The sequence below is a fragment of the Mycobacterium sp. G7A2 genome (assembly GCF_041902445.1).
Classification (GTDB): Bacteria; Actinomycetota; Actinomycetes; order Mycobacteriales; family Mycobacteriaceae; genus Mycobacterium.
Genome location: NZ_CP169251.1, coordinates 811,058 through 834,079, shown reverse-complemented (window position 1 = coordinate 834,079; position 23,022 = coordinate 811,058). Strand labels below are relative to the sequence as shown.

24 protein-coding genes and 1 tRNA gene are annotated in these 23,022 nt (G+C 67.9%); 18 read left to right on the top strand and 7 right to left on the bottom strand.

Annotation, left to right across the window (positions count from 1 at the left end; genetic code table 11):
• From ACEWX3_RS04045 to ACEWX3_RS04015, 7 genes are all read left to right on the top strand, one after another.
• Positions 1-825 carry an SDR family oxidoreductase gene (locus ACEWX3_RS04045; RefSeq protein WP_374158730.1) on the top strand — a complete coding sequence of 275 codons (825 nt, stop codon included), beginning with the start codon at positions 1-3 and terminating at the stop codon, positions 823-825.
• Positions 822-2,180: a cytochrome P450 gene (locus ACEWX3_RS04040; RefSeq protein WP_374158729.1), complete on the top strand. Its 1,359-nt coding sequence runs from the start codon at positions 822-824 to the stop codon at positions 2,178-2,180. The genes ACEWX3_RS04045 and ACEWX3_RS04040 overlap by 4 nt, the downstream gene beginning before the upstream one ends.
• Positions 2,181-2,184: 4 nt before the next feature.
• Positions 2,185-2,391 (top strand): ferredoxin, encoded by a 207-nt coding sequence (locus ACEWX3_RS04035; protein ID WP_207064645.1) that lies wholly within the window; start codon positions 2,185-2,187, stop codon positions 2,389-2,391.
• A gap of 2 nt (positions 2,392-2,393) precedes the next feature.
• Positions 2,394-2,933 (top strand): nuclear transport factor 2 family protein, encoded by a 540-nt coding sequence (locus ACEWX3_RS04030; protein ID WP_207064646.1) that lies wholly within the window; start codon positions 2,394-2,396, stop codon positions 2,931-2,933.
• A 92-nt stretch (positions 2,934-3,025) separates the two neighbouring features.
• On the top strand, positions 3,026-4,156 hold the full coding sequence (locus ACEWX3_RS04025) for an NDMA-dependent alcohol dehydrogenase (protein WP_207064647.1): 1,131 nt from the start codon (positions 3,026-3,028) through the stop codon (positions 4,154-4,156).
• 8 nt (positions 4,157-4,164) lie between these two features.
• Positions 4,165-4,596, top strand: coding sequence for a nuclear transport factor 2 family protein (locus ACEWX3_RS04020; protein WP_207064648.1), 432 nt, complete (start codon positions 4,165-4,167; stop codon positions 4,594-4,596).
• Positions 4,592-5,449 carry an SDR family NAD(P)-dependent oxidoreductase gene (locus ACEWX3_RS04015; protein ID WP_374159779.1) on the top strand — a complete coding sequence of 286 codons (858 nt, stop codon included), beginning with the start codon at positions 4,592-4,594 and terminating at the stop codon, positions 5,447-5,449. The genes ACEWX3_RS04020 and ACEWX3_RS04015 overlap by 5 nt, the downstream gene beginning before the upstream one ends.
• Here ACEWX3_RS04015 and ACEWX3_RS04010 read toward each other — a convergent pair.
• Positions 5,439-7,085, bottom strand: a complete 1,647-nt coding sequence (locus ACEWX3_RS04010) for a long-chain-fatty-acid--CoA ligase (protein ID WP_374158728.1) — start codon at positions 7,083-7,085, stop codon at positions 5,439-5,441. The two genes, ACEWX3_RS04015 and ACEWX3_RS04010, sit on opposite strands and share 11 nt — an antisense overlap.
• Positions 7,086-7,152: 67 nt before the next feature.
• Positions 7,153-7,350 (bottom strand): hypothetical protein, encoded by a 198-nt coding sequence (locus ACEWX3_RS04005; protein WP_152518778.1) that lies wholly within the window; start codon positions 7,348-7,350, stop codon positions 7,153-7,155.
• Between the two features lie 82 nt (positions 7,351-7,432).
• On the opposite strand from ACEWX3_RS04005, the gene ACEWX3_RS04000 reads away from it, so the two are divergent.
• Entirely contained in the window at positions 7,433-7,837 is a 405-nt protein-coding gene (locus ACEWX3_RS04000; RefSeq protein WP_221354345.1) for an HIT family protein, read from the top strand.
• Here ACEWX3_RS04000 and ACEWX3_RS03995 read toward each other — a convergent pair.
• The gene (locus ACEWX3_RS03995) at positions 7,809-9,257 is read right to left on the bottom strand and encodes a sensor histidine kinase (protein ID WP_374158727.1); all 1,449 of its coding nucleotides are present in this window, start codon (positions 9,255-9,257) and stop codon (positions 7,809-7,811) included. The two genes, ACEWX3_RS04000 and ACEWX3_RS03995, sit on opposite strands and share 29 nt — an antisense overlap.
• A gap of 20 nt (positions 9,258-9,277) precedes the next feature.
• Positions 9,278-9,994 (bottom strand): response regulator transcription factor, encoded by a 717-nt coding sequence (locus ACEWX3_RS03990; protein ID WP_207064651.1) that lies wholly within the window; start codon positions 9,992-9,994, stop codon positions 9,278-9,280.
• A gap of 95 nt (positions 9,995-10,089) precedes the next feature.
• Here ACEWX3_RS03990 and ACEWX3_RS03985 point away from each other — a divergent pair, with 95 nt between their 5' ends.
• The 4 genes from ACEWX3_RS03985 to ACEWX3_RS03970 all read left to right on the top strand — a co-directional run bounded on the left by ACEWX3_RS03985 (position 10,090) and on the right by ACEWX3_RS03970 (position 13,680).
• Positions 10,090-10,824: a hypothetical protein gene (locus ACEWX3_RS03985; RefSeq protein ID WP_221354343.1), complete on the top strand. Its 735-nt coding sequence runs from the start codon at positions 10,090-10,092 to the stop codon at positions 10,822-10,824.
• A 23-nt stretch (positions 10,825-10,847) separates the two neighbouring features.
• Positions 10,848-10,922: transfer RNA gene (locus tag ACEWX3_RS03980), tRNA-Thr, on the top strand.
• Between the two features lie 17 nt (positions 10,923-10,939).
• On the top strand, positions 10,940-11,296 hold the full coding sequence (locus ACEWX3_RS03975) for a hypothetical protein (protein WP_207064653.1): 357 nt from the start codon (positions 10,940-10,942) through the stop codon (positions 11,294-11,296).
• 179 nt (positions 11,297-11,475) lie between these two features.
• A complete protein-coding gene (locus ACEWX3_RS03970) occupies positions 11,476-13,680 on the top strand; it encodes a DUF4185 domain-containing protein (protein ID WP_374158726.1) in 2,205 nt (734 codons plus the stop codon).
• A 5-nt stretch (positions 13,681-13,685) separates the two neighbouring features.
• On the opposite strand, the gene ACEWX3_RS03965 is transcribed toward ACEWX3_RS03970, so the two are convergent.
• Positions 13,686-14,555 carry a DKNYY domain-containing protein gene (locus ACEWX3_RS03965; protein WP_374158725.1) on the bottom strand — a complete coding sequence of 290 codons (870 nt, stop codon included), beginning with the start codon at positions 14,553-14,555 and terminating at the stop codon, positions 13,686-13,688.
• Between the two features lie 16 nt (positions 14,556-14,571).
• Entirely contained in the window at positions 14,572-15,228 is a 657-nt protein-coding gene (locus ACEWX3_RS03960) for a M15 family metallopeptidase (RefSeq protein ID WP_374158724.1), read from the bottom strand.
• Positions 15,229-15,256: 28 nt separating this feature from the next.
• Between ACEWX3_RS03960 and ACEWX3_RS03955 the strand changes: the two genes are divergently transcribed.
• The 6 genes from ACEWX3_RS03955 to ACEWX3_RS03930 all read left to right on the top strand — a co-directional run bounded on the left by ACEWX3_RS03955 (position 15,257) and on the right by ACEWX3_RS03930 (position 22,142).
• The gene (locus ACEWX3_RS03955; protein WP_207064657.1) at positions 15,257-16,378 is read left to right on the top strand and encodes an XdhC family protein; all 1,122 of its coding nucleotides are present in this window, start codon (positions 15,257-15,259) and stop codon (positions 16,376-16,378) included.
• Positions 16,379-16,460: 82 nt separating this feature from the next.
• A complete protein-coding gene (locus ACEWX3_RS03950) occupies positions 16,461-18,821 on the top strand; it encodes a xanthine dehydrogenase family protein molybdopterin-binding subunit (RefSeq protein WP_374159778.1) in 2,361 nt (786 codons plus the stop codon).
• A gap of 18 nt (positions 18,822-18,839) precedes the next feature.
• The gene (locus ACEWX3_RS03945; protein ID WP_207064658.1) at positions 18,840-19,538 is read left to right on the top strand and encodes an SRPBCC family protein; all 699 of its coding nucleotides are present in this window, start codon (positions 18,840-18,842) and stop codon (positions 19,536-19,538) included.
• Positions 19,535-20,422 carry a xanthine dehydrogenase family protein subunit M gene (locus ACEWX3_RS03940; protein WP_374158723.1) on the top strand — a complete coding sequence of 296 codons (888 nt, stop codon included), beginning with the start codon at positions 19,535-19,537 and terminating at the stop codon, positions 20,420-20,422. Before ACEWX3_RS03945 ends, ACEWX3_RS03940 begins: the two co-directional genes overlap by 4 nt.
• A gap of 2 nt (positions 20,423-20,424) precedes the next feature.
• Complete coding sequence (locus tag ACEWX3_RS03935; protein WP_374158722.1) at positions 20,425-20,937, top strand: (2Fe-2S)-binding protein; 513 nt, start codon at positions 20,425-20,427, stop codon at positions 20,935-20,937.
• Between the two features lie 161 nt (positions 20,938-21,098).
• Positions 21,099-22,142 (top strand): NAD(P)-dependent oxidoreductase, encoded by a 1,044-nt coding sequence (locus ACEWX3_RS03930; RefSeq protein ID WP_374158721.1) that lies wholly within the window; start codon positions 21,099-21,101, stop codon positions 22,140-22,142.
• Here ACEWX3_RS03930 and ACEWX3_RS03925 read toward each other — a convergent pair.
• Complete coding sequence (locus ACEWX3_RS03925; RefSeq protein WP_207064667.1) at positions 22,139-22,981, bottom strand: SDR family oxidoreductase; 843 nt, start codon at positions 22,979-22,981, stop codon at positions 22,139-22,141. The two genes, ACEWX3_RS03930 and ACEWX3_RS03925, sit on opposite strands and share 4 nt — an antisense overlap.
• Positions 22,982-23,022: the final 41 nt, after the last annotated feature.

The following is a 23,022-nucleotide window of genomic DNA, read 5'->3' as shown; positions in this document are numbered from 1 at the left end:
ATGCCCCGTTTTGACCCGCTGCCCGACCGCCGACCCGCGCTGGTGGCCGGCGCCTCGTCCGGCATCGGTGCCGCCACCGCGATCGACCTCGCAGCCCGCGGCTTCCCGGTTGCGCTGGGTGCCCGCCGCGTGGAGAAGTGCCAGGGGATCGTCGAGACGATCCGCGCCGACGGCGGCGAGGCCATCGCGGTCCATCTCGATGTCACCGACCCCGACTCGGTGAAAGCGTGCGTCGAGCAGACCACCGCCGAACTGGGCGACATCGAGGTGCTCGTCGCCGGCGCCGGCGACACCTACTTCGGCAAGCTGGACGCGATCAGCACCGAACAGTTCGAGTCGCAGATTCAGATCCACCTGATCGGCGCAAACCGGGTTGCCACCGCGGTGCTGCCGGGCATGATCGAACGCCAGCGCGGCGACCTGATCTTCGTGGGTTCGGATGTGGCGCTGCGCCAGCGCCCGCACATGGGCGCCTACGGCGCGGCGAAGGCAGCTCTGGTGGCAATGGTCACGAACCTGCAGATGGAGCTGGAAGGCACCGGAGTGCGCGCGTCGATCGTGCATCCTGGTCCGACGAAGACGGGAATGGGCTGGAGCTTGCCCGCCGAGCTCATCGGGCCCGCTCTCGAGGACTGGGCCAAGTGGGGTCAGGCACGGCACGACTACTTCCTGCGCGCCTCGGATCTGGCGCGCGCCATCACCTTCGTCGCCGAAACCCCGCGCGGCGGCTTCATCGCCAACATGGAGCTGCAGCCCGAGGCGCCGCTGATCACGACAAGAGACCGTCAGAAGCTCAGGCTCGAAGAAGGAGGACTGGACTCATGACCACTGCAATAGTCCCCCGCGTCTCCGGTGGGGAAGACGAAGAGCACGGGCACCTGGAAGAGTTCCGCACCGATCCGATCGGGCTGATGAAGCGCCTCCGCGAGGAGTGCGGGGACGTGGGCTGGTTCCAGCTCGCCGGCAAGCAGGTCGTGATGCTCTCCGGCGCCGAGGCCAACGAGTTCTTCTTCCGCTCCAGCGACAGCGAGCTCAATCAGGCTGAGGCGTACCCGTTCATGACACCGATCTTCGGCGAGGGCGTGGTGTTCGACGCCGATCCCGAGCGCCGGGCGGAGATGCTGCACAACTCGGCGCTGCGCGGTGAACAGATGAAGGGCCACGCCGCGACGATCGAGAACGAGGTCAAGCGGATGATCGCCGACTGGGGCGACTCCGGCGAGATCGACCTCCTGGAGTTCTTCGCCGAGCTGACGATCTACACCTCGACGGCATGCCTGATCGGGCTGAAGTTCCGCAATCAGCTCGACTCGCGCTTCGCCAACTACTACCACCTGCTCGAACGCGGCACCGACCCGCTGTGCTACGTCGACCCGTACCTGCCGATCGAGAGCTTCCGCATCCGAGACGAAGCCCGCGCCGGACTGGTCGAGCTCGTGCAGGACGTGATGGACGGCCGAATCGCCAACCCGCCCAAGGACAAATCCGACCGGGACATGCTCGACGTGCTCGTCTCGATCAAGGACGACAACGGCAACCCCCGATTCTCGGCCAACGAGATCACCGGCATGTTCATCTCGTTGATGTTCGCCGGCCACCACACCAGCTCGGGTACGTCGAGCTGGACGCTGATCGAACTGCTGCGGCATCCCGACTACTACGCGCAGGTTCAACAGGAGCTCGACGACCTCTACGCCGACGGCCAGGAGGTGAGTTTCCATGCACTGCGTCAGATCCCGAAGCTCGACAACGCACTCAAGGAGACGCTGCGGCTGCACCCGCCGCTGATCATCCTCATGAGGGTGGCCCAGGACGAGTTCGAGGTGGCGGGGCACCCGATCCACAAAGGTCAGATGGTGGCCGCCTCGCCGGCCATCTCCAACCGGATTCCCGAGGATTTCCCGAATCCGGACAACTTCGATCCGGACCGCTACAACAAGCCGCGCCAGGAAGACCTGATCAACCGGTGGACGTGGATTCCGTTCGGGGCGGGAAAGCACCGCTGCGTCGGTGCGGCTTTCGCGCAGATGCAGATCAAGGCGATCTTCTCGGTCCTGTTGCGCGAGTACGAGTTCGAGATGGCCCAGCCCGCCGATTCGTACCGCAACGATCATTCCAAGATGGTGGTGCAGCTCGCGCGGCCCGCCACGGTCCGCTATCGCAGGCGAGTCAAGGACTAGGCCGATGGGCTGCTACCGAGTGGTGCTCGACGAGGACCTGTGCCAGGGACACGCCATGTGCGAGCTCGAGGCACCGGACGTGTTCCAGGTGCCCAAGCGCGGCGTCGTCGAGGTCGTCGATCCCGAGCCCCCCGACGAACTCCGCGATGCCGTGGAACTGGCCGTCGAGATGTGTCCGACCCGCGCACTGTCCATCGAAGAAAAGGAGTGAGAATGGCGTCACGCGAACAACTGGAGGACTGGGTCGAGCGGTGGCTGCAGGCCAACCGCGACGCCGAGGCGGCCGGTGACTGGAAACCCATGGCGGACTTCTACACCGACGACGCGACGTACGGGTGGAACATCGGTCCGAAGGAAGACGTCATGTGCGTCAACAAGGACGAGATCCGCGACGTCGCGCTCGGCTTGGAGATGGAGGGCCTGGAGAACTGGGTCTACGAGTACCAGAAGGTCCTGATCGACGAGAAGCAGAACGAGATCGTGGGCTTCTGGAAGCAGATCGCCCACAAGTCCGACGGAACCCGCGACGAAATCTACGGCATCGGCGGTAGCTGGTTCCGGCTGAACGAGCAGTTGCTGATCGAGTGGCAACGCGACTTCTTCGACTTCGGACATGTGCAGAAGGCGTTCATGAAGTTGATCGAATCCGGCGACCTCACACCGACGATGCAGAAGCGCATCGAGCGGTCGCTGGCCGGGGAGAAGTTGCCCGGTTACTACCCGCTGGGCGAGGCCCCCGTCCCGATTTGGTGAGCACACCACCAAGCAGTTGCTTGGGGGCGTTGTGATGTGGCTAACTAGAGCCTCTAGTCTGGAACCAAGAGCTCTAGCCGAAAGCAGGAGATATGAAGACCAAAGGCGCTCTGATCTGGGAGTTCAACCAGCCTTGGACCATCCAGGAGATCGAGATCGGCGACCCCGTCAAGGACGAGGTCAAGATCCAGATGGAAGCCGCGGGCATGTGCCACTCGGACCATCACCTGGTCACCGGCGACATCCCGATGGCCGGCTTCCCCGTGCTCGGCGGACATGAGGGCGCCGGGATCGTCACCGAGGTGGGCCCGGGCGTCGAGGGCCTCGAGCCGGGCGACCACGTGGTGCTGTCGTTCATCCCGTCGTGCGGCTCGTGTCCGTCATGCCAGGCCGGGATGCGCAACCTGTGCGACCTGGGTGCGATGCTGCTGCAGGGCACAGCGGTCTCCGACAACACCCACCGCATCCACGCCACCGACGGCACGCCCGTCATCCCGATGACGCTGCTGGGCACCTTCAGCCCGTACATGGTCGTGCACAAGAGCTCGGTCGTTAAGATCGACCCGTCCATCCCGTTCGAGGTGGCCTGCCTGGTTGGGTGCGGCGTCACCACCGGCTACGGCTCGGCGGTGCGCAGCGCCGACGTGCGGCCGGGCGACGACGTCGTCATCGCCGGCATCGGCGGTGTCGGCATGGGTGCGCTGCAGGGCGCGCTGAACGCCGGTGCCCGCAACATCTTCGCCGTCGACCCGGTCGAGTGGAAGCGCGACCAGGCACTGAAGTTCGGCGCGACCCACGCCTACCCCGACATCGTCAGCGCGATGATGGGCGTCGCCGAGATCACCGAGGGCCGGATGGCGTCCAAGACGATCATCACCACCGGTGAACTCAAGGGCGAGGAGATCGACAACTACCTCAACATCACCGCCAAGGGCGGTACCTGTGTGGTCACCGCGGTCGCCAACATGGCGAGCTCCGATGTCACGCTTAACCTGTCGATGCTGACGCTGCTGCAGAAGAACCTGCAGGGCACCATCTTCGGTGGCGGCAACCCGCACTTCGACATCCCACAGCTGCTGTCGATGTACAAGGCGGGCCGGTTGAACCTCGACGACATGGTGACCCGGCAGTACAAGCTCGAGCAGATCAACGAGGGTTACCGGGACATGCTCGAGGGCAAGAACATCCGCGGTGTGATCCGCTACACCGACGCCGATCGGTAGGTCCTCCGATGACCGACACCGCCACCCAGTCGCCCGTCGTCGCGGCGTCGCAGGGTTCGTGGCGCTGCGTGCAGACGGGCGACAAGGACGGCTGGCTGGCCCTGATGGCCGATGACGTCGTTCTCGAGGATCCGATCGGTGAGGCGGTCACCAACCCGGACGGCACCGGGGTGCGGGGCAAGGCCGCGGTGGCGGAGTTCTACGACACCAACATCGGGCCCAACCAGCTGCGCATCACCTGCGAGGAGACGTTTCCGTCCAGCAGCCCCACCGAGATCGCCTACATCCTGGTGCTCGAGACGACGTTCCCGAACGGGTTCGTCGCCACGGTGCGGGGTGTGTTCACCTACCGGGTGAACGACGCCGGGCTGATCACGAACCTGCGCGGCTACTGGAACATGGACGCGATGACGTTCACCCAACCGGAGGGTGCGGATTAGCGGGCTGCTGTCGGGCCGCGGCGCCGTCGTCGTCGGCGGCACGCGCGGCATCGGGCTCGCGGTGGCCGAACTGCTCGCGTCCCTGGGCGCGGGCGTCGTGGTCAACGGGCGCGACGACACGTCCGCCGACGACGCCGCGCGCCGCATCCCCGGCGCGGTCGCACTGGCCGGCTCCCCCGCCGACCCGTCCGTCGCCGATGCTCTCATCGCCACCTGCGCCGGCGAGTTCGACAGCGTCGACATCCTGGTCAACTGTGCCGGCACGGCCGAGCCACCCGGCTCGTCGATACTGGACATCACCAGCGCCCAGTTCCACGATCTGCTGGATGCGCATCTGGGCACCACGTTCGAGACGTGCCGCGCCGCCGCACCCCGGATGGTCGCGCAGGGCCGGGGCGCGATCGTCAACACGAGTTCGTTCGCCTTCCTCGGCGACTACGGCGGGACGGGCTACCCGGCGGGCAAAGGCGCAGTCAACTCACTGACGCTGGCGATCGCGGCCGAACTCAAGGAACACCGGGTGCGGGCCAACGTGGTGTGCCCGGGCGCGAAGACGCGGTTGTCCAGCGGCACAGAGTACGAGCAGCACATCACCGCGCTGAACCGGCGCGGCCTGCTCGACGACGTCAGCTTCGCGGGCGCCATGGATGCGGGTCCACCCGAGTACGTCGCTCCCACCTATGCCTATCTGGCCAGCGATCTGGCCGAGGACGTCAGCGGGCAGATCTTCATCGCCGCAGGAGGATTCGTCGGGAGGTTCGCGCGGCAGACGCCGGGCATCGTGGCCTACCGCGACCACCACGGCGAGCCGCCGTGGACGGTGCAGGAGATCGCGGCGCAGGTCAGGCCGTAGGCAACCGGTGATCCCGGAACTGCTTGCGCAGCTCCAGTTTGAGCACCTTTCCGGTCGCGGTGTGGGGCAGCTCGTCGAGGAACACCACGTCGTCGGGTAGCCACCACTTGGCGACCTGCCCGGCCAGATGCTCCAGGATGTCGTCCCTGGTAGGGCTTCTACCCTCGCGGGCGACGACCAGAAGAAGCGGGCGCTCCTGCCACTTGGGGTGTGGGACGGCGATGACCGCCGCCTCGGCGACGTCGGGGTGTCCCATCGCCGCGTTCTCCAGGTCGATCGAACTGACCCATTCGCCCCCGGATTTGATGACGTCCTTGGTGCGGTCCACCAACTGCAGGTAACCGTCCGCGTCGATGGTGGCGATGTCCCCGGTGGGGAAGAACCCTTCACCGTCGAGCCGCTCGCCGCCCTCGCCCTTGAAGTAGCCGCTGGCGATCCAGGGTCCGCGCACCCAGACCTCCCCGAAAGCCTGACCGTCCCAGGGCAATCGGTGTCCGTCCTCGTCGACGATCTTCAGTTCGACCCCGAACACGCCACGACCCTGCTTGAGTTTGACCTTCTGCTGTTCGCCGACAGGCAGACCCGCATGTTTGGGGAGCAGCCGGCCGACGACGCAGATCGGGCTGGTCTCGGTCATCCCCCATCCCTGTCCGCCCTCGGCGCCCAGATCGCGCTCGATGCGCTCGAGCATCGACTGCGACAGCGCGGAACCACCGATGCCGGCCCACTCCAGAACCAGTTCGCTCGGGTCGATCTCGGGATGCTGGTCGAGGTAGCCGAACAGCATCAACCACACCGTCGGAACGCCCTGCATGATGGTGACGCGCTCGTCTCTCATCAGCTCATAGACGCTCTCGCCGTCCAGATGCGGGCCCGGCAGCACCAGCTTGGCACCGACCATCGCCGCGGAATACGGGGTGCCCCAGGCGTTGGCGTGGAACATCGGGACCACCAGCAGCAGCGTCGCACCGCTGTGGATGTCGAAGGTGTCCCGCGACAGCGACAGCATCGCGTGCAGCACCGTCGACCGATGGGAGTACAGCACGCCTTTGGGGTTTCCGGTGGTGCCGGAGGTGTAGCACAGCGAGGACGCGCTGCGTTCGTCGAACTCGGGCCACTCGTAGTGGGTGGACTGCGCGGCGACGAACTCGTCGAAGCACAGCAGTCGCTCGGCGGGGATGCCGGGCAGGTCGGGCATGTGCTCGCGGTCGGTCATGACGACGTAGTGCTCGACGGTCTCCAGCTCGGGCGCCAGTTCAGTGACCAGAGCCGCGAAGGTGATGTCGAAGAACAGCACCCGATCTTCGGCATGGTTGATGATGTAGACGATCTGCTCGGCGAAGAGCCTCGGGTTGACGGTGTGCATCACCGCGCCGGAACCCGACACCCCGTAGTAGAGCGCGAGGTGACGGTCGCTGTTCCAGGCCAGTGTGGCCACCCGGTCCGCCGCCGAGATGCCCAGCTGGGCCAACGCGTTGGCCACCTGCTTGGACTGGTCCCTGATCTGCGACCAGGTGGTGCGTCGGACCGGCCCCTCGGGCAGGCGCGAGACGATCTCGGTGTCGGCGTGACATGCCGCGGCGTGCTCGATCAACGAGGAGATGAGCAGCGGGCGGTCCTGCATCAGTCCCAGCATGCGGTCAGGCTAGCCAGGACGGGCCGGGCATCGTCGCGCTTCGCCGGTTTCGCGAGGCCGCACCTGTTCAGGTCGACGGGCGGTTGCGCCAGCGACTCTGATAGGCCGCCTGCACCGCGGAGGCGGGTCGGCGCCTCGGCATGATCGCCTGTTCACGCTTGATCACCGATCGCATGGTCAGTGCGGTCAGCACCACCATGACGGCCGCGGGCACGGCGGACAGCGGCGAAGCCAGCAGTAGTTCGCTCAGTTCATTGGCATCCATGTGAGGTGTTCGTAGCCGGGATCGGGTGGGATGGGTCACACCCGACTTTTTCGTGTGCCGCCGCTCCTGGAATGCTCGTGGGATGGCCAGCATCTTCACCAAGATCATCAACGGCGAGATCCCGGGTCGGTTCGTCTACGAGAGCGAGGACGTCGTCGCGTTCCTGACGATCGAGCCGATGACCCAGGGGCACACCCTGGTGGTGCCGCGCGCCGAGATCGACCAGTGGCAGAACATCGAACCCGCGGTCTTCGCCCGGGTGATGGAGGTGTCCCAGCTCATCGGCAAGGCCGTGTGCAGCGCGTTCGACGCCGAGCGGGCCGGCGTCATCATCGCCGGCCTGGAAGTGCCGCATCTTCATGTGCACGTGTTCCCGGCTCGTGACCTGTCGGACTTCGGCTTCGCCAACGTCGACCGCAATCCGTCGCCGGAGTCCCTCGACGAGGCGCAGGCCAAGATCAAGGACGCGCTGGCTGACCTGGGCTGAGTACCGCCGCCTCGGCGATCCGGGGCAGGCTCACGCGGAAGCGGCAGCCCTGTCCCGGTGAGGTGGCCACCGCGACGCGCCCGCCGTGCGCGTAGACGAGCGAATCCACGATGGACAGGCCGAGGCCGGTGCCGCCGCTGGCCCGGGTCCGCGACGAGTCGGCGCGGTAGAACCGCTCGAACACCCGTTGGGCGTCTTCGGTCGACATCCCGGGGCCTTGATCGCACACCTCGATGACCGCGTCGGGTCCGTCGGTGCCCACCCGCACGGTCACCCCGGCCGTCTCGGGCGTGTGCTGCAGCGCGTTGGCCATCAAGTTGCTCAGCACCTGCCGCAGGCGGGCCTCGTCGCCGAGCACTTCGGGCGTCCCGGGGCCGTCGAACACCTCCATCCGGATACGCCGCTGCGGGGCGATGGACTGCGCGTCGTGGACGGCGTCGCTGGCCAGCGCCAGCAGATCCACCCGGTGATGTTCAAGTGGGCGTTGCGCGTCGAGGCGGGCCAGCAGCAGGAGGTCCTCGACCAGCAGCCCCATTCGGCGGGACTCGCTTTCGATGCGTCCCATCAGCATCTCCACATCCCGGGCGGCGCCCTGGCGGTAGAGCTCGGCGAAGCCGCGAATGGTGGTCAGCGGGGTGCGTAGTTCGTGGCTGGCGTCGGTGATGAAGCGCCGCATCCGGTCCTCGGATGTGCGGGCCTGCTCCGCGGACTGCTCCGAGGAGGCCAGCGCGCGCTGGATCTGGGCGAGCATGCCGTTGAGCGCGAGTGAGAGTCGACCGACCTCGGTGGCCGGGTCGCGTTCGGGGACGCGGCGGTCCAGTTGACCCGCGGCGATGGCCGCGGCCGTCTCCTCCACTTCGGTCAGCGGCCGCAGGCTGCGATGCACGACGGCGTAGCCGGCCACGCCGAGGACGATGAGCACGGCGGCGCCGATGCCGATCTGGGCGTAGATCAGCGCCCGCACCGTGGAGTTCACGTTGGACAGATCGATCGCGACGGTGGTGAGTTCACCGCTGAGACCGCGGACGGTCATCGCGCGCCACTGGGTGTCGGAGCCGTCGATGGAGCCGACGGTGACCGGCGCCGGCCCCACATCGTTGTCGGCGGGCAGACGCGGCTCGGTGTCCCGGTCGTTGACCGCCATCCAGATGAGGCCGTCGGGATCCATGCCGCGCACGTAGAAATCCGACGGCGGTCGCGCCGGGTTCGGCTCGACCGGTGAGGTGGGTATCCGCCTCGGCACCTGGGCCCAGCCCCTCGACGCGTCGAGCAGGGTGTCGTCCACGCGGTTCATCAGACTGTGCTGAAGCAGGGTCGTCACCGCGACGCCGGACGCCAACAGGCCCAGCGCCACCAGCACGAGCGTGGCGGCGACCAGTCCGACCCGAAGCGGGACGCCGCGCCTGACCTGAGCTGCCACGCCACTATTGTCCAGCGCGGCTACCTGGGTTCGCGCAGGACATAGCCGACACCGCGCAAGGTGTGCAGCAGACGCTTGTCGCCGGTGTCGATCTTGCGCCGCAGATAGGACACGTAGGACTCGACGACGTTGACGTCACCGCCGAAGTCGTAACGCCACACGTGGTCGAGGATCTTCGGCTTCGACAACACCGTGCCCGCGTTGATGATGAAGTACCGCAGCAGTGTGAACTCGGTCGGCGACAGCGACACGGGCTCACCGGCTTTCCACACTTCGTGGGTGTCCTCGTCGATCTCGATGTCGGCGAACGTGAGCCGCGAGGTCCGCGGTTCCTCGATGCCGCGGCCGGACCGGCGCAGGATGACCCGCAGCCGGGCCACGACCTCCTCGAGGCTGAACGGCTTGGTCACGTAGTCGTCGCCACCGAGGGTAAGGCCGGCGATCTTGTCCTGCAACGAGTCGCGCGCGGTCAGGAACAGCGCGGGGGCGTCGACACCGTCGGCACGCAGCCGGCGCAGCAGCCCGAAGCCGTCCATGCCCGGCATCATCACGTCGAGGATGATCGCGTCGGGGCGCACTTCGCGGGCCTTGTCCAACGCGGCCGGGCCGTTCGAGGCCGTGTGCACCTCGAAGCCCTGGAACTTCAGGCTCACCGACAGCAACTCGACGATGTTCGCCTCGTCATCGACCACCAGCACACGGGCCTCAGGGATGTTCTCGGGAACGGGCATGGCCATAGCTATCAATAATCGTCGGATCGCTTGGAAATGTGCTGCACGGTAACTGTGCAGTTCCTGTGAATCCGATGTTGCGTCGTCCCTAGACTGGGTAGATGAACCTCGCCAAATCCCTCACCGGGCTCGCGTTCGCGCCGGTGCGCGCCGGGCTGGCCGTCGCGGACGCCGGCATCACGGTGGCGACGGGTGCTCTGGACATCGCGCACCGCACGGTGGGCGAAGAGAAGGACGGGGTGCGGACGGGTCGCCCCACGTCGATGGCGCAGGTGCTCGGCATCGAGGACGCCGTCGAGCGAGCCAACCGGTTGGCCCGCCTGATGGACGAGGACCAGCCGCTGGGTCGCGCGCTGGCACCCGACGGCGCACTGGACCGGCTGCTGAAACCGGGCGGCGTCGTCGACCGGCTCACCGCCCCGGGCGGAGTGCTCGACCGGCTCACCCAGGACGACGGCGGGCTGATGCGGGCCATCGAGCCGGGCGGTCTGGTCGACCAGCTGCTGGACGAGGAAGGGCTGGTGGAACGCGTGCTGGCCGAGGACGGGCTGGCCGACCGCCTGCTGGCCGAGGGCGGGCTGATCGACAAGCTGACCGCCCGCAACGGTCCGCTCGAACAGCTCGCCGATGTCGCCGACACGCTGAACCGACTGGCTCCCGGGTTGGAGGCGCTGGAACCGACGATCGAGGCGCTGCGTGAGGCGGTGATCGTGCTCAGCCAGGTGGTCAACCCGCTGAGCAACATCGCCGATCGTATCCCGTTCCCCGGCAGGCGACCGCGCAGCCGGCCGGTCTCCCGCCCGGTGACCTCGCAACGGATTATCGACGCGGACTAGCGAGCCGATAGGCTTGGCCCCGCGCCTCCTTAGCTCAGTGGTAGAGCACTCGCCTTGTAAGCGAGCGGTCGTCAGTTCAATCCTGACAGGGGGCTCCAGACAGTAGCGTGTCCCCATGGCCGAGACCGGGTTGTGGATCGCATGGGGTGTGCCGACGCGCGGACGTGAGCGCAAGGCGCTCGACCTGCTAATCGAGACGCAGGAGTATCTCGGCGGCCTGCAGGCGCAGAACCGGATCGAGCGGTTCGACCGCGTGGTGCTCAAGCCGCAAAGCATCGAACTCGGTGGCTTCATCCTGATCCAGGGATCGGTCGAGCAGATCGACGCGCTGCGCCGCGACGGCGATTTCGAACTGTGGCTGCAGCGTGTGCAGTTGGTCGCCGACCAGGTCGGATTTGTCGACGCGTGGGTCGGTGACGGTATCGCCGACGCGGTCGACCTGTACGAGAAGGCGCTCGAACGGGTCGAGTGAGTGCGGCGAACGGGTTTGCCGGCTACCTCCCGATGCCCGCGGTGTTCCCCCGAACGCGCATGGTCACGGTAACGAAGTGAATGTTGTGACGTTTTGACTTTTTGCTGGCCGCCTCCGCGCGGATACGCTTCAATGGTCCCGACGACGGGGGTCGATCTGGGCTGGTTCGAAGGGGTTTCATGGGTGGCGCAGCATACGTCGGGCGGGTCGGCGGTCTAGCCGTCGCCCTGGGCGTCGGAACGGCAGTCTTCGCAGGCCAGGGAGTTGCCTGGGCCGATGACACGGATTCCCGCGGTTCTGCGGAGTCCTCGGAGTCCTCGTCAGCAACATCGGAGAACGCCGCCTCGGAGAGTTCGTCCTCGGGTTCGAGCGGCCCCACGGCCGGCACGTCCCGGGATGACAGTGGCGACGGCGATACGGACGGGTCCGACGCCGACGAGGCTGACGCCGGCGACGACGAGGCCGAGGACATCGATCTCGGCGTGGACGGTGACGACGCTGACGGCGGCTCCGATGACACCGCCGACGGCGACACGGCCGGGGACATCTCCGACGGTGAAGCCGCCGAGGAGCCCACCGACGAAGCGCCCCAGGGGGGCGCCGACGCGGAGGACCCCACGCAGGATGCAGACCCCGACGAGACGACCGAGCCTGATCCGGAGCCGTCCGCGGAGGCGGCCCACAAATCCGACCGCGGTACCGCCGAACCCGTCGACACCGCCACGAAGCAGCCTTCCGAGGCGGCCAGTGACACCGCCGCAGCCCAAGCGGAGACGACCGGCGCGGAATCCTCCTCCGCGGTCGACGATCCGGCCCAGGCACCCAAGGAGACCGGCAAGGTCGCGGTGTTCGCCAACGCCAGCACGCTGGCCGCCGCGACGACCACGACCACGACCAAGTCCCTGACCCAGCCGGTCGAACCGAAGAAGTACACCGTCGTCACCGCCGTGGTGAACGTGGTGAACAGCATGATCGACTGGGCCCGGCAACAGGCCGCGCCGGATCCCGGCAGCGCTCCGCAACCGCCGTTCATGTGGGCCCTGCTGTCGTTCGCGCGCCGCGAGTTGGAGACCCTGTTCGCCGCGCGCAGCGCCGATCAGCTCGCCCGCCGCGTTGCCGCGGCCCCCACCAGCCTGGCCCTGACCGCCGACCCGGCGGCCACCCTGGCGGCGGACCCCGCCGCAGCCGCCGCGCTGACCCCCTACTCGCCGTTCCTGAACCCTCAGCTCAGTGCGTCGACGAACTTCGTCAGCTGGGTCACCGGCCCCTACATCTACAGCGATTCGACCGAGGCCAACACCAACATCCGGTTCGACATCTACGGCACCGACGTCGGCACGATGTGGGACAACGGGATGGTCGACGATCCCAGCACCCCGTGGAACGAGCACCAGATCCTCATCGCCGTCGGCGACTCCTTCGGGAGCGCGAACATGACCGGTCGCCACATCTACAACTCGCTGTTCCGCAGCTCCGACGACGATCTCTCCGACGGCATGACCATCCCGGACGGGGAATGGTTCAACGGCAACATGTTCGGTGGCGCCCCGCTCGACGGTCCGACCCAGGCGCGGCCCATCATCAACCGGCCGTCGTGGCTGCCCAACTCGGTGACGCTGATCCCCACGGCGGGAGTCTCGCTGCCCACCGAGGTGACCGAGGAGACGCCGTTCGGCACCATCCAGTACGTCAGCTTCATGTCGGTGTCGAACTGGGGCTCGGCGGGCCGCTGGAGCACGAACTACTCCGCGATCGCCTACTCCACCGACAACGGCGAGAACTTCACCGTCGCCCCGGAAAGTGTCCGCTACAACTCGATCTTCAGCGGCAACAAGAACTTCCAGCAGTCGGCGTTCGTCAAGGGCGACGACGGCTACGTCTACATGTACGGCACGCCCAACGGCCGGCAGGGTGCGGCGTACCTGGCCCGGGTGACACCGGAGAACATCCTCGACGCCGACAAGTACGAGTACTACAAGAAGGCGTCGTCGGGCTGGTTCGGATCCAGCTCGGCCAAGTGGGTGAAGAACAGTCCGTCCTCGGCGTCGGCCATCATCGGCAAATCAGGCGGGGCGTGCGGGTCGACGAAACCGGGTTACACGGTCAGTGAGATGTCGGTGCAGTACAACGACTACCTGGAGAAGTACGTCGTCATGTACGGCGATCAGTTCAACAACGTGGTCATCCGCACATCCGACACCCCGCAGGGCGAGTGGTCGGACGCGACGGTGCTGATCACCCAGCAGTCCGGCGGTATCTACGCCCCGATGATGCATCCGTGGTCGCCGTCGACGGTCGGCACCGGCTCGGACCTGTACTGGAACCTGTCGCTGTGGTCGGACTACAACATCATGCTGATGCGTACCGACCTGACCAAGATCTGAGTGGCTCAGTCGGCGAACGATATCGACGCCGGCGAGCAGCCGACCACTTCGCTGTCCGGCGGGAACGTCGCCGGACGCGCCCCGGGGATGGTCGTCTGCCGATAGAACGCGTGACGGGTGTCCGCTGAGCATTCGAAGTTGGCGTTGAGCACCTCGAAGCTCGCCGGATCGGCACCCGCAATCACTTCGCCCATCCAGTAAACACGTTGCGAATCAACGGCATACGGCCCTTCGATCACCCGGAAGCTTGCCACGTCGGCATCGGTGATCTGCCGGTCGAAATAGAACGCGTGCTCGGCGTCTCGGGAGTAACCACCGGACAGCACCTCGAATGTCGACGGCGAGGCACCCCGGATGGGCCGGTTGTTCACGTACACCGAGCCGCCGTCTTCGGCGAACAGGTAGTCGTCCTCATCGGAGACGATCTCGAACTCGGCCGGGTCATGGGACAGCACCGCACCGTCGGGTGCGTAGACCCGCGAGCTGTCTTTGCTCAGGCCACCGGGGAGCAGTTCGAAATGCCCCGGGTCGGTGCTGATCGGCTGGTCGTGCTGGTAGACCCGCCGGCTGTCCTTGGCGAATCCGGGCCGCTCCAGCAGCTCGAACGACCTCGGCTGCGCCCCCGGCAGCGGATAGCCGTTGATGTAGACCTGGCCGCTGTCGCGCGCGTAGGTCCGGTCGATGATGTCGAAGGTGGCGGCGTCGGCATCGTCGATCTCGAAAGCCTTGCCGGGAAACGGATTCAGATAGTAGACGGCGTTGTCACGAACGTGGTACCCGGCTTCGTCGACGAGCGAGTCCGGCTCGTCGACGGTGCTGCATCCCCCCGACAACGCCACAGCCACCAGCACGGTCGCGGCGATGATTGTGCGCATCCCTCCATGGAAGCACTCAAATCACCGGAACATCGACGATCGGGCGCTGCACTGCGGCCCCGGGACCGTCGAAATGCCACCATTCGCCCGAGTACACGGTGAACCCGCCGGCTTCCATCGCCTCACGCAGGCGGGCCCGGTTGGCCCGGGCGACCGGGCTCACGCCGTCGCTGGCGTCGGCATGGCTGCGCGGCGTGAAGTCGTCGAAACCGGTGCCCATGTCGACCAGACCCGTCGCGTCGGCCAGCGTGACGTCCACCGACCGGCCCGTCTCGTGACTCTTCGAATAGGGGCCCGGGCGGGCCACCCAGGCGGGATTGGGGACCACCTCGAACATCGTCACCTGGACCGAATGCGGCCGGTAACAGTCCCAGAACACCAGCCGCTCGCCGCCCCGGCGCACCACCGCCGCGGCCGTGCGGAGTCCGGCGGCCAGCGATTCGTGCACCAGGCAGCGGGCCCCGGCCGGGTACAGCGGCGCCCCGACGAAGTTGGCGGAGGTGGCGTAGCGCAGATCGACGACCGCGTCGGGCACGACGCTGCGCACGTCGACGAACCCCACCGCGCGCGCAGCATCCGACACCGGCGGCACCTGGGCGGCCGACAGGGGCGCGGCCGCCAGCCCGCCAATAACCATGCCGCACAGCACAACGATGCGTCGCCCCAGGTTCATGAAGCCAGCCTAGGCATACACTGCGCAGGTGCGCGACGTACTCGACGAGCTGCTCGCCGTCTGGCGGGCCGGCGGCACGGCCGGGCTGTCGACCGTCGTGCGCACGATGAAATCGGCACCCCGACCGCCGGGAGCGGCGATGGTGGTGTCCCCGGACGGCACCGTCGCCGGCTCGGTGTCCGGCGGCTGTGTCGAGGCGGCGGTGTACGAACTCGCCGCCGACGTGGTCGCCAGTGGACGGCCCGAGTTGCAGCGCTACGGCGTCAGCGACGACGACGCGTTCGCAGTCGGGTTGACCTGTGGCGGCACCATCGACGTGTTCACCGAAGCGGTGTCGCGGGAGACGTTTCCTCACCTTCAGGCCGTCGCCGACGACATCGCCGCACACCGTGCGGTCGCGGTCGCCACGATCGTCGCCCATCCCGACTCCGCCCGGGTGGGTGCGCGGCTGGTGGTCGGCGCCGATTCGACCCTGGGCACCCTCGGGTCGGCGCGCGCCGACGCCGCAGTCGCCGACGACGCGCGCGGACTACTGGCCGCCGGCCGGTCGGCGGTGCTGACCTACGGCCCCGACGGCCAGCGCCAGGAGGCCGGCATGGAGGTCTTCGTCGCCAGCCACGCTCCCCCGCCGAGAATGCTCGTCTTCGGAGCCATCGACTTCGCCGCTGCGCTGGCCCGCCAAGCCGCGTTGCTGGGTTACCGGGTCACCGTCTGCGACGCCCGGCCGGTGTTCGCCACGGCCGCCCGATTCCCCGCCGCGGAAGAGGTCGTCGTCGACTGGCCCGACCGTTATCTGGCCGAACAGGCGCAACAGGGCTCGATCGACGACCGTACCGCGATCTGCGTGCTGACCCACGATCCCAAGTTCGACGTTCCCGTCCTGCAGGTCGCGCTGCGGCTACCCGACGTGGGCTACATCGGGGTGATGGGATCGCGGCGCACCCACCGGGACCGGCTGCGCCGACTGCGCGAAGCGGGACTGTCCGATGCCGAACTCGCCAGGCTGTCCAGCCCGATCGGGTTGGACCTCGGGGCGCGGACACCGGAGGAGACCGCGGTGTCGATCGCCGCCGAGATCATCGCGCGGCGCTGGGGCGGCGGTGGCCGACCGCTCACTGAGCTGGGCGGACGCATCCACCACGACGCCTGAACAGCGATGAGACATTCATGGTGGAAATGTCTCTCTCGAATACGATAACGTCACTCTCCAAGTGCAGAGGGGAGTGATCGAACTGACCGACACCGCCATCCACACCGACACCGGCACCATCACCGCGCGCTACGCCGGCCGACGGGTCGAGCGCGTCGAGGACAGCCGGCTTCTCACCGGTCACGGCTCGTTCGTCGACGACATCAGCCGTCCCGGCATGCTGCACGCCTGCTTCGTCCGCAGCCCGTTCGCCCGCGCCAGAATCCGCCGATTCGACGCCTCGGCCGCGCTGGCCCTGCCCGGCGTGCACGCGGTGTTCACCGCCGCCGACCTGAACCCCGACGTCCGGGAGGCGTGGCACGCGGTGGCCGGCAAGGACATCCCGGACACCCCGCGACCACCGCTGGCCGAGGACGAGGTCCGCTTCGTCGGCGACCCGCTGGCACTGGTGATCGCCGAGAGCCGCTACCTGGCCGAGGACGCCATCGAGCTCATCGACGTCGACTACGAACCGCTGCCCGCCGTCGCGGATTTCACCCGCGCCGTGGGCGGGTCCGCCGCCGGGGCGCCCGTCGTGCACGAGGCCTATCCGGACAACGTGGCCGGCGGAATGGGTGGGGCACCGCCGGACGAGGAGACCTTCTCCGGGGCCGCGCACGTCGCCTCGGCGCACATCTACCAGCAGATCCACGCGCCGGTCCCGATCGAGACCCGCGGGATGGTGGTGGACTGGCAGGCCGCTTCCGGTGATCTGACCGTCTGGGCGTCCACCCAGACCCCGCACGAGCTGCGTGCCTTCGCCGCGCGCCTGCTGGGTATCCCGGCCCAGCGGGTGCGGGTGATCATGCGCGACACCGGCGGCGGCTTCGGTCAGAAGGTCGTGCCGATGCGCGAGGACATGTGCGTGCTGCTGGCCGCCCGTCGCGTCTCGGCGCCACTGAAGTGGATCGAGGACCGCCGGGAGAACCTGATGACGGCCGGTCAGGCGCGCCACGTCGACGGCGACGTACGGATGGCGTTCGACGAGGACGGCACCATCCTCGCCGCCGACATCGACTTCCTCCAGGACGTCGGGGCCTACCCCACGCCGTATCCCGTTCTCACCACCGCGGCGATCGGGATGTTCTTCCCCGGCCCCTACCGGGTTCCGAAGGCCAGCTTCAACTACAAGACGGTGTTCTCCAACACCGCGGGCCTGGCGGCCTACCGGGGCCCGTGGCAGTACGAAACCCTCACGCGGGAAATCCTTCTCGACATCGCCGCCCGCCAGATGGGTCTGGACCCGCTCGAGTTGCGGCGCCGCAACATCCTGCGCGGCGACGAGATGCCCTATTTCAATCCGAACGGCATGCCCTACGACCACGTCGCGCCGGCGGACACCCTGGAGCAGGCGGTGAAGATCCTCGACCACGAGGGTTTCCGCGCGATGCAGGCCGAAGCGCTGGCCCAGGGCCGCTACCTCGGCCTGGGCTACTCGGCCTACATCGAGCCGACCGGCGCCGCCACCGGCCACCTCGCCTCCGAGGGCGCCACCATCCGGATGGAGTCGACGGGCAAGATCAACGTCTACGTCAACGGCGGTTCGACGGGCAACAGCATCGAGACGACGGTCGTGCAGTTGACCGCCGACGCGCTCGGTGCCGACATCCACGACGTCGCCACCATCCAGGGTGACACCGCCGTCACTCCGTACGGCGCGGGCACCCAGGGCAGTCGCAGCGGACCGATGACCGCCGGGGCGGTGCACGAAGCAGGCACGATCCTGCGCAGGCAGATCGTCGCGATGGCCGCGTCGAGGCTGGGCGTCGAGGAGTCCGCCGTGGAACTGTCCGGGTCCAGAGCACTTGTCCGCGAGGATCCCGGCACGTCAGTCAGCTTCGCCGACCTCGCCTACCGGGCCTATTACGAGCCCCAGCAGCTGCCGCCCGGGATGTCGGCGTCGCTGGAGGCGACAGCGCGGTTCACCTCTCCCCCCACCGCGCCGATCCACTGGGCCAACGCCACCCACGCGTGCACCTGCGAGGTCGACGTCGAGACCGGTCACGTGACGCTGACGCGCTATATCGTCAGCGAGGACGTCGGCCCCATGATCAATCCGAACGTGGTCGAGGGGCAGATCGCCGGCGGCACCGTACAGGGCATCGGCGGTGCGCTGCTGGAGCAGATGTCCTACGACGCTGACGGCAATCCGCTGTCGTCGACGTTCGTCGACTACCTGCTGCCCACCGCCACCGAGGTTCCGCCGATCGAGTACGGGCACGTTGAGATTCCCGGCCCGGGTGTCGGTGGCTACAAGGGCTGCGGCGAGGGCGGCGCGATCGGTTCCACACCCGCGGTGATCAACGCGATCAACGATGCGCTGGCGCCGCTGGGCGCGACGATCACCACCCTCCCGGCCTCCCCGGCAGCCATCGTCGAGGCCATCGAACAAGCGGCGAACTAGCGCCAGAGCGGAGTGATCATGGAGTTGGTCAACGAGTTTCGTGTCCCGGTTCCCTCCACGACCGCGTGGACGGTGCTGACCGACGTGAAGCGTGTCGCACCCTGCATCCCGGGCGCGCAGCTGCTGTCGGTCGATGGTGACGACTTCACCGGGGCGGTGAAGGTCAAGGTCGGCCCGATCACGGTGTCCTACCAGGGCGAGGCCACGTTCACCGAGAAGGACGAGTCCGCGCAACGGGTGGTCATCAGGGCGAACGGCAAAGAGACCCGGGGCAGCGGCAACGCCGCCGCGCTGGTCACCGCACAGCTGAAGGACGAAGGTGACGTCACCGGGGTGGTCATCACCACCGACCTGACGATCTCGGGCAAGGCGGCCCAGTTCGGCCGCGGCGTGCTCGCCGACGTCGCCGGCAATCTGATCGCGCAGTTCGCCAAGCGGCTGGAAGCCGACCTGCAGGACGGTGTCGCCGCGCCACAGTCGGCGACCACGGCCGCCACCGCGGAGCAGGCCACCGCTGCGGCCGCACCCAGCTCCGACGACTCGGTCGACCTGGTGAAAGTGGTGGCGCTGCCGATCGCCAAGAGGTACGCGCCCGTCGTCGCTGCGCTGGCCGGCGGCCTGGCCGCCGGCATCCTGATCGGCCGGCGCCGTCGCAGTCCCCACGTGCCACCCGCGATCGACGAGCTGCTGGCCGCGCTGTCGCGGCTCACCTCATGAAGGCCGCCCCGTTCGCCTACCACCGGCCCGAGTCGGTGAAGGAGGCCGCCGACATGCTCGCCGAATTCGGTGATGACGCCAAGGTGTTGGCCGGTGGCCAGAGCCTGGTACCGATGCTGGCGATGCGGTTGACGCACTTCGACGCTCTCATCGACATCTCCCGTCTCGACGAGCTGTGCGGCATCGATCTCGACGACGGCGCGGTGCGCGTCGGCGCGACCACCTCGCACGCGCTGGTCGGGATGGACGACGAGGTCGCCGACTCTGTCCCGCTGTTGACGATGGTCACCCCGCACATCGGACACTTCCAGATCCGCACCCGCGGCACGCTCGGTGGCGCGATCGCCCACGCCGACCCGGCTGCGGAATATGCCGCAGTGGCGCTGGCGCTCGACGCGGACATGGAGGCGCATTCCGCACGCGGCCCCCGGACCATCCCGGCTGCTGAGTTCTTCACCGGCTTGTGGGAGACCTCGCTGGCCTCCGACGAGATCCTCACCGCGGTCCGGTTCCCGGTGTGGGAGGCACGAAGCGGCTTCGCCGTACATGAATTCGCGCGCCGACACGGCGATTTCGCGATCGCCGGTGCCGTCGCGGCGATCCAGGTCGACGCTGACGACCGGGTGAGTCGGTGCGGGGTGGGTCTGCTCGGTCTGGGTTCGACGCCACTGCGCGGCACCGTCGCTGAAGACGCTCTCGTCGGCCGAACGGTGAGCGACCTCGACGGGGACGCCGCGCTCGAGATCGCCCGGTCGAGCATGGCGGCAATCCAGGACATTCCCGCCGATCTGCAGGGGTCCTCGGCCTACCGGGCCCGGGTCGGCGCGACGATGCTGGCGCGGGCGCTCTGCGAAGCCGTGGCAGCGGCGAGCGAGAAAGAGTGACGATGTACGAGACACCGGTCGAAATCGCCGTGAACGGCAAGCGGGTTCGCCACATCGTGGAACCGAGGCTGACACTGGCGGACTTCCTGCGCGAGAAGTGCGGTCTGACAGGAACCCACCTGGGCTGTGAACACGGCGCCTGCGGCGCCTGCACCGTGCTGCTCGACGGCCAGGCGGTGCGGGCATGCCTGATCTTCGCGGTACAGGCCGAGGGTCAGGACGTCACCACCGTCGAAGGGATCGCCGACGAATCCGGCGAGCTGTCGCCCGTGCAGTCCGCCCTGCGTGAATGCCACGGACTTCAATGCGGCTTCTGCACACCAGGATTCGTCACCAGTATCACCGCCCTGCTGCGCGACAATCCGTCTCCCACCGACGAGGAGATCCGCGAGGGCCTGTCCGGGAACTTCTGCCGGTGCACCGGCTATCAGGGCATCGTCAATGCGGTTCACCGTGCCTCTGAGATGACGGCAACGACTGCCACGGCTGAAATGACTGACCAGGCTATGAGCTGAGTGCCGGGGCCCGGTCCGTCCAGCCTGGCGCCTTCCCGCACCGGCTCACGGCCCGACCCCCTCAGACTGGCCCCCGCACGCGCGGGCCTCCTCTTGCCCTGGCTGCCCCCTCAGACTGGCCCCCGTCACCGCCCACCCCGGCTTCGTCTCGCCGACTGTGAATGCTCTGCGAAAAGTCCTGTAACTTCTCGCAATCAGTTCACGCTCGGCGACCGGCCGCTCCGGTACGGCACGCTCGGCGACGGGCCACTCCGGTACGGCACGCTCGGCGACGGGCCACTCCGGTACGGCATGCTGAGGACATGAGAATCGGATTCATCGGGCTGGGAAACATGGGCGCGGGCATGGCGGCCAACCTGCTGGCCGCCGGCCACGAGGTCACGGCGTACAACAGATCACCCGAGAAGGCTGCGGCACTCGTGGAGCGCGGCGCGACCGCGGTGACCACGATCGCCGACGCCTGCACTGGCGACGTCGTCATCTCGATGCTGGCCGATGACCCGGCCGTCGAATCAGTGGCGTTCGGCGAGGGTGACAAAGCCGGTATCCTCGCCGCGCTGCCGCAGGGCGCGATTCACGTCTCGTCGAGCACCATCAGCGTTGCGCTGGCAGACCGGTTGACCGCCGCGCATGCCGAGGCCGGCCAGCACTTCGTGTCCGCACCGGTGTTCGGCCGGCCCGAAGCGGCCGCCGCCGCGAAGCTGTTCGTGGTCGCTGCCGGAGACCCCGCTGTCGTGCAGGATCTCTCGCCGGTGTTCGACGCGGTGGGGCAACGCACGTTCGCCATCGCGCCGGACCCGAAGACAGCCAACCTCGTGAAGCTCTCCGGCAACTTCCTGATCGCGTCGGTCATCGAATCGCTCGGCGAGGCAATGGCTTTAGTAGGTAAGGCCGGCGTCGACAAGCAGCAGTATCTGGAGTTGCTGACCTCGACGCTCTTCGCGGCCCCGGCCTATCAGACCTACGGCGGGCTGCTGGCCCGACGGGAGTTCGAACCGGCGGGCTTCGCTGCGCACCTCGGGCTCAAAGACGTGCGTCTGGTCCTGGCCGCCGGTGAGCAACTCGAGGTGCCGCTACCGATCGGCAGCCTGTTGCGCGACCGCTTCCTGACTCTGCTGGCCGGCGGAGGCCGCGACCTGGACTGGTCGGCGCTGGGCGCGCTCGCCGAATGGGAGGCCGGCGGCGAGAAGCCGAGCCCGCGCTAGCCGGTCACGACTCCGCGCAATCCGTCGGCGCCGAACAGCGGCTCAAGCATCCCGGACAGGTCGGGCCCGCGGCGCAGCCCGTGCCCGCCGTCGACGTTGATGATCTGGCCGGTGATGAAACTGGCGGCGTCACTGAGCAGGAACACCGCCAGGTTGGCGATGTCCTCCACCTCCCCGACCCGCGGCAGCGGCGTGCACGCCCGGTAGTCGTCGCTGACCGCGGGCGACTCCATGATCGGGGCCACCATGTCGGTGCGTGTCAGACCCGGCCGGATTCCGTTCACCCGCACCGACGACGGACCGAGCTCGTCGGCGGCCACCATCATCAGGTGATCCAAGGCGGCCTTGCTGGGCCCGTAGGCGCCGAACCAGCGGTGGGTGTTGCTCGAGGCGATCGACGAGATCCCGATGAACGAGCCTCCCCCGCTTCGCACCATCTCGCGGGCGGCGTGCTTGAGCACGTACATCGTGCCGTTGATGTTCAGGTCGACGGTGTTACGCCACGCCGCCGAGTCGATCTGGGTGATCGGTCCGATTGTCTCCGAGCCACCGGCGCTGTGCACGACGCCGTCGAGCCGGCCGTGCCAGGCGGTCGCCGCTTCCACCAGGCGCGCCGCCTCGTCCTCGTTGGTCACGTCGGCGGGTTCGTAGATGACCTCGCCTGCGCCGTCTCCGGCCTGCCCGACGATCTCCTCGGCCGCGGCGGCCAGCTTGTCGGCGTTGCGCCCGGCCAGGACGGTGTTGCCACCCGAAGCGACGATGGCGGCCGCGGCACCCTTGCCGATTCCGCTGCCACCTCCGGTGACCAGATACGTCCGACCCGACAACGAAAGCAGCACGAGAACCCCTTCAGCCGTTCAACTGGAACAGGTTCTAGTTA